We start from the raw sequence: 12,478 nt of genomic DNA on the forward strand, positions 1-12,478 counted from the left end.
TGAATCTTAGATTTCCTTCGCAGGCAGAATTCTAATTTTAATTAATATAAGTAATGGATTCCGCATCACGTGCGGAATGACAGTTAATTTAATTGTTTTAATACTGTAATCAATTTTATGTTTTCCATTTGCGAACCGACTGTAAATCTTAAGCTGTTTTCGCATAAAGGTTGAGTTGTTCTATTTCTTACGACGATTCCTTTATCGATTAATTCAGAATACCTTCTACTCGCATCATCTACTTTCACCAAGATGAAATTGGCATCAGAAGGAAAAACCCTTTCAACAAATAACAAGTCTTCAACTTCAGAAATAAGCCAATCCCGTTGCTCCAAAATTTTCTGAATTTCTTCAGAAACTATTTGAGGTTTTGATAATCGCTCTAAAGCTTTTTGCTGTGTTAACTCATTAACATTATAAGGTGGTTTAATACGATTTAAAACTGAAATGACAGCTTTTGACGCATAACAAATTCCTAATCTAATTCCGGCTAATCCATACGCCTTAGATAGTGTCTGAGTCACAATTAAATTAGGAAACTCATCTAATCTACTCATCCAACTTTCTTCATTTGAAAAATCGATGTAGGCTTCGTCTATGACAACAATTCCGTTAAATTCAGAAACTAAGCGTTCAATACTTTTCGCTTTAAAACTATTTGATGTCGGATTATTTGGTGAGCACAAAAATAATAGTTTTGTTTTTTTAGTAGCAGCATTTAAAATCTCATCAATTTTCGGCTCAAAATCGGTATCCAATTCGATTTTAACAACACCTACCGCATTAACATTTGCCAAGACCTCATACATACCATAAGTTGGTGGCAATGTGATAACACTATCCGTATTCGGTTCACAAAACGCCCTAAAAATTAAATCTAAAACTTCATCACTTCCGTTTCCCAAAAGCATTTGTTCTTCAGAAACCGATTTTAAAATACTTAATTCCCTCTTGAGACGCTTTTGTTGCGGATCCGGGTAACGATTGACTCCGTTTTCGAACGGGTTTTCGTTAGCATCGAGAAAGACCATATCACCAGAAATGGCATTATATTCATCTCTTGCTGAAGCATACGGTTTCAGGTTTTTGATGTTTGTTCTTACGAAGTTGTTTATATTGAAATCTTTCATTTCAGTTTTATTAATCTAAATGGGTTCCTTATCAATTGCGGAATGACAAATCTTTATTTCAAATCATTTAATCTCAAGGTCACCGCATTTTTGTGCGCTTGTAAACCTTCAGCTTCAGCCATTAATTCAATCGTATTTCCAATGTTTTTGATGCCTTCTTTTGATATTTTCTGAAATGTGATACTCTTTGTGAAACTATCTAAATTCACACCAGAATAGGCCTTACTAAACCCATTTGTTGGTAAGGTATGATTCGTGCCAGAAGCATAATCCCCTGCACTTTCAGGCGTATAATTACCGATAAATACAGAACCCGCATTTTCGATATTTTCAACATAGAAACCTTCATTTTTTGTACAGATAATAAAATGTTCAGGTGCATATTCGTTAATGATTTCTAGAGCAATTTCATCAGTTTCAACAAAAATAAGTTTTGAATTGTCAATCGCTTTTTGAGTCATTTCTAGTCTAGGCAAATTTAAGATCTGTTTTTGTATCTCACTTTGTACTTCGTCTAATAATAGCTTGGACGTAGACACTAAAATCACCTGACTATCTGCGCCATGTTCGGCTTGACTGAGTAAATCTGAAGCCACATAACTTGCATTTGCTGTATCATCTCCAACAACTAATAACTCACTAGGACCAGCTGGCATATCTATAGCCACGCCATATTTGGTAGCCAATTGTTTAGCAACTGTTACATATTGATTTCCTGGTCCGAAAATCTTATATACTTGCGGAATAGCTTTTGTTCCAAAGGTTAATCCAGCAATCGCTTGAATTCCTCCAACTTTGATGATTTTTGTGACACCACATAATTGGGCTGTATATAAAATCTCATTCGCTATTTTTCCCTCTTTATTTGGTGGCGAACACAGCACAATCTCTTTACATCCTGCAATTTGAGCTGGAACTGCGAGCATTAAAACTGTTGAAAACAAAGGAGCAGTTCCTCCTGGAATATAGAGTCCGACTTTTTGAATTGGTCGCTTTTCCTGCCAACATTCAATGCCTATAGAGGTTTGTACAGTTAGACGATCTGTTTTTTGAGCTGCATGAAAAGTTTCAATATTGCCCTTAGCAGTTTGAATCGCTTTCTTTAATTCTTCTGAAATTTGCTTTGAAGCATTACGAATTTCCTCCTCTGTAACTGTAAGTACATTTAAATGGACACCATCAAACAATTCGGTATACTTAGAAATGGCTTTATCTCCACGTCTTTGAACGTCATTGAAAATTTCATTGACAGTATTTTCAATGTTCTCAACGGTTTGTGTTGGTCTCTTTAGCAACTCTGACCAATCTGCTCTATTTGGGCTAATTATTGTTTTCATTATAACACCATATTTTCAATTGGACAAACTAATATTCCTTCTGCGCCATACTGTTTGAGTTCATCAATAATTTCCCAAAACTCATTTTTATTGATTACCGAATGCAATGAGCTCCAGCCTTCTTTAGCTAATGGTAAAATTGTGGGGCTATTCATTCCTGGAAGGATATTTATAATAGCATCTAATTTATCATCTGGAGCGTTAAGCAATACATATTTGTTTTGTCGGCCTTTTAACACCGATTGTAATCTAAACTGTAATTTGTTCAGGATTTGTTTATTTTCGGGAGAAATCAAAGGAGAAACCGCAATAACGGCTTCTGATTTCAATAAGACTTCAACTTCTTTTAATCCGTTTTTAAACAATGTACTTCCACTAGATACGATATCTACAATCGCATCTGCCAATCCAATATTTGGAGCAATCTCCACAGAACCATTAATGATGTGAATATTAGCAGTGACCTTATTTTGGTCTAAAAACTGTTTGACAGTATTTGGATAAGAAGTCGCAATGCGTTTACCTTCTAGATCTTTGATAGATGTATATTTGTGAGATTTCGGTACAGCAACAGACACCTTGCATGTTGAAAAACCAAGCTTTTCTATTATTGAAATCTCATTGGCTTTTTCTACTAGCACATTTTCTCCAATGATGGCTGCATCTACAACACCATCTTTTAGGTATTGAGGAATATCACCATTTCTGAGGTAAAATACTTCTATCGGAAAGTTTTTAGCGGACGCTTTGAGTTGATCTTTTCCATTATCGATAGAAATCCCAACATCTTTTAGAAGTTTCATGGAATCATCGTGAAGTCTGCCCGATTTTTGTACTGCAATTTTTAATTTACTCATATCCTTTTTGGTTTGTTATATGGTTTGAGTAAATCGTTTTGGAAAGTGTTATAAAAACAAAAACCGCTTGATTTGCTCAAACGGTTTTTAAAATATGTTGATTTTATTCAATACATTTTCAGCTCGCTTGAGTGCTAGTATGAAAATGATGATGATGTAATTGAATAAATGTCATAGTTGTTATTGAAGTACAAAGATTGCAAATTAAAATCCATAATTCCAAATCTTGAATTACGATTTATGATATTACTAATATTTTTCTTCTTAATTGTGAATTACTCATTTTTGAAACAAGTTGTCCAAGGATAAGCACATTGGTCTTTAAAACTCAACCAACCAATTACCTTTTTTTTACCTACCATGAAACTAATCTTTGCCCATAAGTCATTAGTTTCTATAACATTCACTTGTTGAAAATTATCTATTTTATGAATTTTATTGGATGTCTTTGTTGGTTCATCATAAAGGTAAACTCTATGATTTTCATCATAAGTATCTACATTAATTAAAAACTCAGAAGCTTTCACCCAATGGTTTTCATAATCATAATTTTTGTAAGCATTAGGTAATCTCTGAATATTTTTGATTTTAAACCAGCCATACTCACTCTCAATGATAGCAATCTTATACCAGGAACTTATGGCATCACTATTCTTTAGTGTACCAACAATTTCCCCATTAACACGATCATAGATATATAATGGCTTATCCGTTTCACTATCGTAATAGGATTCAACAAAATCGAGATTATGAAGTTTATCTATATCCTGACCGAAAAGATTTAAACTACAAAATAAAAGAAAGATAATGCCTTTCACCTAATCCTTATTGATTACCCAAAATAATCGGTAATCCAGAATCTCCTGAGCCAATAACGATCACTTTACTATTTGGTGACTCAGCAAGTTTTAAAGTTGCATCTATCCCTTTATCTTGTAAAATCTTATCCGTTAAAGAGGCGCTTAATATTCTGTTAGATTCTGCTTTTCCTTCCGCTTCAATAATTACTTTTTCAGCTTCTTTTGCAGCAGTGATTAATTTAAATTCATACTCCAAAGATTCTTGTTCTTGCTTTAATTTACGCTCAATTGCTTGTTTAATGGTTGGAGGCAAGGTTATATCTCTAATTAAGATATCATTAATCTGAATGAATTGAGGTTCTACAATCTTTTTTGTTTCCTCACGAATTTCATCCTGAATGGCATCTCTCTTACTAGAATATAATTGTTCAGGAGTATAACGACCAACAACGCTTCTTGCTGCACTTCGAATAGCTGGTTGCAAAACTCTATTCTTATATTCAACTCCTTTTTGATTGTGTAATTTACCTAAGTTTTTAAAATCAGGCTCATATAATACCGAAGCATCCAATTTTATGTCTAATCCATTAGATGACAAAACAGACATTTTTTCAGGCATTTCTTGTTGACGCGTTTCATAATCTATAACACGATTCCAAGGTGCTATAATATGAAATCCAGGCCCTAATGCCTCCGCCGTAGGATCTACACCTTCACCAAGCGTTTCGTGAACTACTCCAGCATGACCAGAATCGATAGTTACTGCAGATTTGAATAATATAATTAATGCTGCGATTATAATGACAATCATTATAATACCGCCTTTTGGTAATTTTTCCATAGTTTTAGTTTTTAAATTAGTCCGTTATATTTTCTTATGAACCACTCAGCTGCGAGACTTAATGCAATGAGTGCGAGAAGATATTTCCAATCGATCAAAGGTACGACTTTTTTGGTGCTTTTTTGGATTGTTGCAAACCTAGAATCATTTAATAAATCATTTATTACCGATGATGTATTATCAATAAAATAAGCCTTCCCTTCACTATTAGTCGCTAAGCTTTGAAGTTTTGTTACATTGGCATTTAAGAATTGTTTCTCAACGTTATAATCTAATATTTTGAGTTCTCCAGATTTTGAGATATTCTCAGTATTGACTTTGACTGTAAAGGTATAATTCCCGGCTTCTAAACCGCCTAAATCCACTTCGTAGTTCGTGTTTTTTAATACAAATGGAAAGGACTTAGTTTCATCTGTATCTTTATTTTTAAGTGTGATATTTAAATTAGCGTTGTTTTCAAATTCATAATTCTTATTAAAAAACTGAGCAGTGATTCTGACATTATCATTTCCGTTGTAAAACGATTCGTAGTTCACATTTAATCGGGTCCGACGCTTATTAGTACTTAGATACTGAACCAGTTTACCTATAAAATTATCGAATGTATTAAAGGAGTTTTCATTGATATAAGCCTGAGCTCTCCATCTCCAAATACCTTCACCTAGAATTAAAGCTCCGCGTTTCTCATTGATTTCAAAAGTAGCAAGTAGTGGTTCATCAATTTCAGTTCCATTCACAGTTTTATAAAGAATCGTTTCAAAAGGTACTGTGAAAGAAGTTTCTCCAAACTCTCCTTGTAATGGTGGAAATTCGCCGAAATTTAAATTATCAACTATAAAGGTCGAATAGTTTTGATTTAATGTCGGTTGATATTCTTCTGTTTGATTGGTTTGTTCCTGCTTGTAAATGCTTTGCAACTTGTTGAGTAAAGACCAATTGGTCTTTGTTCCAGCAATAACAATTTTATTTAATTTTAATCTGTCGATTTCATCAAATAACATCCTAAAGTTATTCGTTGGTTGATACACAATAACCAATTGAAAATCATTGGATTTATTTATAAACTCTAGTGTTGATAAAATTTCGGCATTGCGTTGCTCGTTGCTTTCAATAGACTTTTTGAGTGCTCCTAAATCTGGATGTAATATATCTGAAACAATCGCCACATTAGTCTTTTGGTCAATCACTTCAACTGCAAAATTCTTAACATTGTTGATGGTGTTTTTTTCGTTTTCCAGCGGAACCACTTGCGCTTTATAACTCGTCACACCTACTCTATTTGCAGGCAATGTTAGGTTGACTATTTGAGAGGTTTGTGTTTTGCTAAATGTAATTGGCTTTGAAAATACCGTAGAATTTCCTGCTGAAATTCTCAATTGTGTATTTACAGTAGAATTCCCATTATAAGTTGCAATAACTTCAATAGGGAACTTATTTTTTAAGTACGCATAACGATTGACATTTAACTGCTGAATCTTTACATCTGTATAGGTTGTAGTATCGCCTAAAATTATTGGAAAAATCGATTGCTTATAGCGTTTGGTCATGTAAGCATAGTCATTTCCGTAAGTTTGATTTCCATCGGAAATGAGCAAAGTTGGTGAAATGGAATTATTATAGACTTCAGATAAGCGTTCAAAAACTAAAGCAAGGTTAGATTGCTTTTCATTGAATGATAACGAATCTGACGGATTTATTTCTTTTCCGAAGCTATAAAACTCTAAATTAAAATTATCGGTAAGGGCTTCATTTGCCTTCAATGAATCGATGAAATCTAAAGTGTTTTGCGACTGATTGAGATAACCAATAGATTCTGAATTATCAACTGCTACAACAAGATTTGGTTTTTCATTATAATACGTGACCTTGTCAAACTTCGGGTTTATTAATAATAGAAAAACAGAAAAATAGGTCACAAAACGCAAAGTCGTTAAGAACCAAGAGCGTTTGCCTTTAAGTTTTGATTTATAAGCATACTGAAAAAGCGCTAGTGATAGCGCTATGACTCCAGATATAATAATATAAACTATTGAAGCTGTTGACAATATTTATTTAACTTTTATAATCTCAAAAGAATCTTGAAATTTTTTGATGTCCGTATTATTGTCTTTATCCTTTTCGCAAATAACTTGAGTGATATACATTGTGTTAACGATCAAATAAACATTAATGTATATAAATCCACCAGTAATATCAATTTTAATTTGTCTTGATGGATAACCGTTAAAGGATAGATTTTTATCAAAAACAAGAGTCCCTTGAACGTTATTAACCGCACCTTTTACAGAACCATCCAATACACTATTATTAAACTCATCTGTTGCATCAATAAAATTATCTTCTGGATAATCAGATCTAATAACACTATATATTAGGTTGTCATCATCTAGAACAGGCGTACACATTCTCATGTTCATATCAATTTCTCCTGCATCCGTTTGAACTTTCTGTAATTTACTAGTTGGTATAGCTGGGAAATCAGCAACAAAAGCTAGTTCGGTAGATTTATATTTTGCCCATTCTTGCGCATTAGCAATTGTGAGCACAGAAAAAACGCATATTATGGTCAAAGCTATTTTTCTCATTTTATTACTTTTTTAAGTTAACATTCCACCATCAACATTCAACGTTTGTCCCGTAACATATGCACTCATATCACTAGCTAAGAATACGCAAGCATTTGCAATATCTTCTGGGCTTCCTCCACGTTTTAAAGGAATAGCGTTACGCCAACCTTTAACAGTTTCTTCGTCTAATTTTGCAGTCATTTCTGTTTCAATAAAACCAGGAGCGATCACATTACTTCTAATATTCCTTGATCCTAATTCTAAGGCCACAGATTTAGAGAATCCGATAATACCGGCTTTTGATGCGGCATAATTGGTTTGTCCTGCGTTACCTTTAACACCAACAACAGAACTCATATTAATGATAGAGCCTTTACGTTGTTTCAGCATAGTACGTTGAACCGCTTTAGTCATATTGAATACCGACTTAAGGTTGACTTCAATAACGCTATCAAAATCTTCTTCTCTCATTCTCATGAGGAGATTATCTTTTGTAATTCCTGCATTGTTGACTAAAATATCGATGCTACCAAATTCTTCTAAAACGTCTTCAGCAAGTTTTTGAGCATCGTCAAAACTCGCAGCATTACTTTGATAGCCTTTAGCTTTAATACCTTGGGTATTTAATTCTTTTTCTAATTCATTTGCTGCTTCTACCGAAGAGCTATATGTAAAAGCAATATTAGCTCCATGCCTTGCAAAAACCTCTGCAATACCTTTGCCGATACCACGGCTTGCACCAGTGATAATTGCTGTTTTTCCTTCCAATAATTTCATTCTATACTATTTAATAGTTGGTATTCAAATATAGCAATTCCAAGTTGCACAACATATAAAAACCTCACAAATTCTTGTGAGGTTTTTAACAGTATTTAAGGAATGAAAATTTATTCCTTACATCTTTAATTCTTCAGGTTGCTCATAGTTAAATAGATAATCGACATCCATCTCTTGAACTTTACCTAATTTATTTAATGCTTTAAAATCAATATCCTTTTTGTTACCGATAACCATAATATTATAGTTTTCTCCTTTGATATTATCATTAAAAAATTCACGTAAATCACTCATAGTCATGTCTTTTATGGTATTGTATAGTTCTTCTCTGTTATCATTATCGATACCCAGTTTTTTAAGACGTTCGTAATTCCAGAATACACTAGACTTGGTAATACGCTGTGCTGCAAGTTTCTTTAATGTCGCTTTTTTTGCTGCTTTGAATTGTTCTTCAGCTTCAGGCATATTGGTCATTAATTCCATCATTGCATCAACCGCTTGTGGCATTTTATTGGCTTGTGTTCCCATATAGGCCATGACATAGTTAGAATCATCTTTTTTGCTTGCTGTACTATAACTAGAAAACGCAGAGTATGCTAATGATTTTGATTCTCTAATTTCTTGAAATACAATAGATGATAATCCGCTACCAAAGTAGGTGTTAAATAGTGTTGATGCTGCCATGTTTTCGGCTTTGAAAGGATCACCTTTTGCTAAGAATAGCATTTCAGATTGAACCATATCAAAATCAACGAAATATACATTTCCGCCAGTTTCTTTTTCCAGATAAGCCATTGCTTCTGGATACGTTTTTAAGTCTTCGGAAACCTTATGACTCGTATTTAATGCTGTTACTGCTGCATCAATATCTTTTCCGTAGTAAAAAATACGTTGCTCGAAATTTTTCATTCCTTTTATGATATCTACCAAATTGCTCGGATCCATATCTTTAAGCTCATTCGCTTGGAAGATATTTCTCAAACGCGAGTTATCACCATACTTTCCATAATTCATTAAACCATTCCAAAGAATGTTTCCTTTTTGTGATTTACCATCGACTCTACCCTTTGTAATCGACTCTACATACTTATTATAAGCATCTTGATCTGGCACAGCGTTGTCCCAAAGGTGTTCTAAAAGTTCTAAACCTTTTGGTAGATTTTCTTTTAAACCACTTAATCCTACGTAGGTTGTCTCTGCTCCTGCGCTCACGTAGTAATTCACGCCTAGCTTATAGAATTCTTTTTTCAATTCTTCCGCAGAATATTTATCAGTACCTAAATACTCCATATATCCGGCAGCAAGACCTAATTTTTTATCATTATCACTTCCCATATCAAAAATGATATTCATATCAAATAAATCATTATTCTCATTGTTTATATAAGCGACTTTGATCCCATTATCTGTGTTAACTTCTTTGATTTCCTTTTTATAATCAATGAACTTTGGTTGTAACGGTTTAGATTCCATTTTATTAAAATCCACTAAAAACGGTGAACTCAAATCTCTATTCACGTTGACAGGTGTGATTCCAGGATTTTCAACTTTAACGATAGATGCGTCCTCACCTTGTCGTTTATAAGTAACGACATAGTTGTCTTTATAGAATGAATTTGCAAAATCTACTAACTCTTGTTTAGTAATCTTTTTTAAATCATCTAAAAACTGAACTCTTCCCTTCCAATCTATATCTTTAATAAATGCATTAACATATGTGTCTGCCAATGCTGTATTATTTTCATATTGCTGTGTTTGGCTTAACTTTAAATCGTTAATTACTGCTTCTAGCATCCATTCATCAAACTCACCATTCTTTAATTTTTCAACTTGAGCTAATATTAACAACTTAACTTCGTCTAGTGATTGACCTTCTTTTGGCCCTCCAGAGAATGTGTGATATCCATATTCTTTAAGGAATGTCGGACTGCAACCAGCATATTGGACAAGTTGTTTTTGATTTAGATTTAAATCTATTAGACCTGCATTTCCATTAGCCAAAATCATATCAGCCATAGTTACTAGCATCTCTTGCTCAGAGCCTATAGCATCAGTTCTAAATGCAATAGAAATACTTTCGGCTGTTGGGCCAAACACTTCATTTACAACAGGAGCAGTAATTGGGTCTTCTCTAGGTAATGTTGGGTGAACAACTTCTTTCTTTTCAAATTTCCCGAACGTATCATTAATGGATTTAATGGTTTGGTCATAATTTAAATCACCAACCAATACTACAGCCATATTATTAGGTACATAATACTTATCGAAGTAATTATGAATATCTATCATTGAAGGGTTTTTCAAATGATCTGCTATACCAATGGTTGTTTGTTGTCCATATGGATGATTTGGAAATAATCCATCTAACATCGCAGCATAACGCTTACGACCATCACTATCTTGACCTCTATTGAATTCTTCAAAAACAGCTTCTAATTCTGTATGGAATAAACGCAATACCAACTGATTAAAACGCTCACTTTCTAAATGCAACCATTTATCCAATTCATTTGCGGGTATTTTGTTAGTATAGACTGTTTGCTCAAACCAAGTATAAGCATTAGTCCCAGTAGCCCCTAAAGACGCCATCATTTTATCATATTCATTTGCAATACTAGAATTGGAAGCTTCTAGAGAAACTTCATCAATTTTTTTGTACAGCTCTTTTTTCTTTTCAGGATCTGCTTCTGCCCTGTGTTGCTCGTACAAATCAGAAATCTGATCTAAATATATTTTTTCTTTTTCCCAATCTGCGGTTCCAATTTGATCGGTTCCCTTAAACACCATATGTTCAAGATAATGTGCTAAACCAGTAGATTCTTTTGGATCGTAGTTTGATCCAGCTCGTACCGCAATATAAGTTTGAATTTTAGGCTCTTCAACATTTTTACTTAAATAAACTTTGAGTCCGTTATCTAAGGTGTACAAACGCAAACCTGTTGGGTCGTTTTCAACAGATTCGTAAGAGAACCCGTTGGCATCTGTATTTGATTCAGCAGCATAGGCTAAATCGGTTTTGTTATCAGTTTTGCAATTGTAAGCTAATGCAATTACGAAAAGTGCAACAAGTAGTTTGATGTTTCTCATGTGATTAAGTTTGATTATTTGTTGAGTTGAGTTAAAAAAAAATTCCGTTGACAAGTTACTGTCAACGGAATTATAACGCATACGTTTTATATTTATTTTAACAAGAAGTATAGTCCTAATTTAACACTTCTGCCACTTTCTTTCCAATCTCAGCTGGAGACTCAACAACATGAATTCCACAAGCTCTCATAATTTTCTTTTTGGCTTGCGCAGTATCATCACTTCCTCCAACAATAGCACCTGCATGACCCATTGTACGACCAGCTGGTGCAGTTTCCCCAGCAATAAATCCTACAACTGGTTTTTTACTTCCACTAGCTTTGTACCAATAAGCAGCATCAGCCTCTAACTGACCACCAATTTCACCAATCATAACAACAGCTTCTGTCTCTGGATCGTTGATTAATAATTCAACAGCTTCTTTAGTTGTTGTTCCAATAATTGGATCACCACCAATTCCGATAGCCGTAGTAATTCCTAAACCTTGTTTTACAACTTGGTCTGCGGCTTCATAAGTTAAAGTTCCAGATTTAGAAACAATACCTACTTTTCCTTTTTTGAAAACAAATCCAGGCATGATACCTACTTTAGCTTCTCCAGGTGTAATGACTCCAGGACAGTTAGGTCCAATAAGTCTACAATCTTTTCCTTTGATGTAATCTGAAGCTTTTATCATATCAGCAACAGGGATCCCTTCAGTAATCGTGATGATAATCTTTATACCAGCGTCGGCAGCTTCCATTATGGCATCTGCAGCGAAAGCTGGTGGCACAAATATGATAGTTGTATCTGCTCCAACTTCCTTAACTGCTTGTTCTACAGTATTAAAAACAGGCCTATCTAAGTGAGTTTGACCTCCTTTGCCAGGCGTTACTCCACCAACAACATTTGTTCCGTATTCAATCATTTGTTCAGCATGAAATGTTCCTTCACTTCCTGTAAAACCTTGAACAATTATCTTTGAATCTTTATTTACTAAAACGCTCATTTTGTGTTTGTTTTATATGATTTTAATTTGAATTATTTAATCTTCGGAAAAAATATGATATGCTTAAAATTTCCGATGACAAAAATAAGTTTTT

At 33.8% G+C, this 12,478-nt stretch carries 10 protein-coding genes; all 10 read right to left on the minus strand.

The annotated features are described in order from the left end of the window. Positions 1 to 83: 83 nt before the first annotated feature. The 10 genes from hisC to sucD all read right to left on the minus strand — a co-directional run bounded on the left by hisC (position 84) and on the right by sucD (position 12,384). Entirely contained in the window at positions 84 to 1,130 is a 1,047-nt protein-coding gene (gene hisC / locus V7719_RS15500; protein WP_335730851.1) for a histidinol-phosphate transaminase, read from the minus strand. Positions 1,131 to 1,183: 53 nt separating this feature from the next. Continuing rightward, positions 1,184 to 2,467 (minus strand): histidinol dehydrogenase, encoded by a 1,284-nt coding sequence (hisD, locus tag V7719_RS15505; RefSeq protein WP_335730852.1) that lies wholly within the window; start codon positions 2,465 to 2,467, stop codon positions 1,184 to 1,186. Beyond that, the gene (gene hisG / locus V7719_RS15510) at positions 2,467 to 3,324 is read right to left on the minus strand and encodes an ATP phosphoribosyltransferase (protein WP_335730853.1); all 858 of its coding nucleotides are present in this window, start codon (positions 3,322 to 3,324) and stop codon (positions 2,467 to 2,469) included. The genes hisD and hisG overlap by 1 nt, the downstream gene beginning before the upstream one ends. A gap of 275 nt (positions 3,325 to 3,599) precedes the next feature. Continuing rightward, positions 3,600 to 4,142, minus strand: coding sequence for a hypothetical protein (locus V7719_RS15515; protein ID WP_335730854.1), 543 nt, complete (start codon positions 4,140 to 4,142; stop codon positions 3,600 to 3,602). Between the two features lie 7 nt (positions 4,143 to 4,149). Then, positions 4,150 to 4,965: a prohibitin family protein gene (locus V7719_RS15520; protein ID WP_335730855.1), complete on the minus strand. Its 816-nt coding sequence runs from the start codon at positions 4,963 to 4,965 to the stop codon at positions 4,150 to 4,152. An 11-nt stretch (positions 4,966 to 4,976) separates the two neighbouring features. After that, positions 4,977 to 7,010: a VWA domain-containing protein gene (locus V7719_RS15525; RefSeq protein WP_335730856.1), complete on the minus strand. Its 2,034-nt coding sequence runs from the start codon at positions 7,008 to 7,010 to the stop codon at positions 4,977 to 4,979. Positions 7,011 to 7,013: 3 nt separating this feature from the next. Beyond that, a complete protein-coding gene (locus V7719_RS15530; RefSeq protein ID WP_335730857.1) occupies positions 7,014 to 7,550 on the minus strand; it encodes a hypothetical protein in 537 nt (178 codons plus the stop codon). A 12-nt stretch (positions 7,551 to 7,562) separates the two neighbouring features. Beyond that, entirely contained in the window at positions 7,563 to 8,309 is a 747-nt protein-coding gene (gene fabG, locus V7719_RS15535; protein WP_335730858.1) for a 3-oxoacyl-[acyl-carrier-protein] reductase, read from the minus strand. A gap of 117 nt (positions 8,310 to 8,426) precedes the next feature. Continuing rightward, positions 8,427 to 11,396, minus strand: coding sequence for a M16 family metallopeptidase (locus V7719_RS15540; RefSeq protein ID WP_335730859.1), 2,970 nt, complete (start codon positions 11,394 to 11,396; stop codon positions 8,427 to 8,429). Between the two features lie 115 nt (positions 11,397 to 11,511). Beyond that, on the minus strand, positions 11,512 to 12,384 hold the full coding sequence (gene sucD / locus V7719_RS15545; RefSeq protein ID WP_335730860.1) for a succinate--CoA ligase subunit alpha: 873 nt from the start codon (positions 12,382 to 12,384) through the stop codon (positions 11,512 to 11,514). Positions 12,385 to 12,478: the final 94 nt, after the last annotated feature.

This window comes from Psychroserpens sp., from assembly GCF_036960315.1.
Lineage (GTDB): Bacteria > Bacteroidota > Bacteroidia > Flavobacteriales > Flavobacteriaceae > Psychroserpens.

What these genes read in the sequence shown, in the direction of transcription:
- V7719_RS15520 (WP_335730855.1), bottom strand. Translation starts at nt 4,965, where the DNA reads ATGGAAAAATTACCAAAAGGCGGTATTATAATGATTGTCATTATAATC.
- hisG (WP_335730853.1), bottom strand. Translation starts at nt 3,324, where the DNA reads ATGAGTAAATTAAAAATTGCAGTACAAAAATCGGGCAGACTTCACGAT.
- fabG (WP_335730858.1), bottom strand. Translation starts at nt 8,309, where the DNA reads ATGAAATTATTGGAAGGAAAAACAGCAATTATCACTGGTGCAAGCCGT.
- hisC (WP_335730851.1), bottom strand. Translation starts at nt 1,130, where the DNA reads ATGAAAGATTTCAATATAAACAACTTCGTAAGAACAAACATCAAAAAC.
- sucD (WP_335730860.1), bottom strand. Translation starts at nt 12,384, where the DNA reads ATGAGCGTTTTAGTAAATAAAGATTCAAAGATAATTGTTCAAGGTTTT.
- V7719_RS15530 (WP_335730857.1), bottom strand. Translation starts at nt 7,550, where the DNA reads ATGAGAAAAATAGCTTTGACCATAATATGCGTTTTTTCTGTGCTCACA.
- V7719_RS15540 (WP_335730859.1), bottom strand. Translation starts at nt 11,396, where the DNA reads ATGAGAAACATCAAACTACTTGTTGCACTTTTCGTAATTGCATTAGCT.
- hisD (WP_335730852.1), bottom strand. Translation starts at nt 2,467, where the DNA reads ATGAAAACAATAATTAGCCCAAATAGAGCAGATTGGTCAGAGTTGCTA.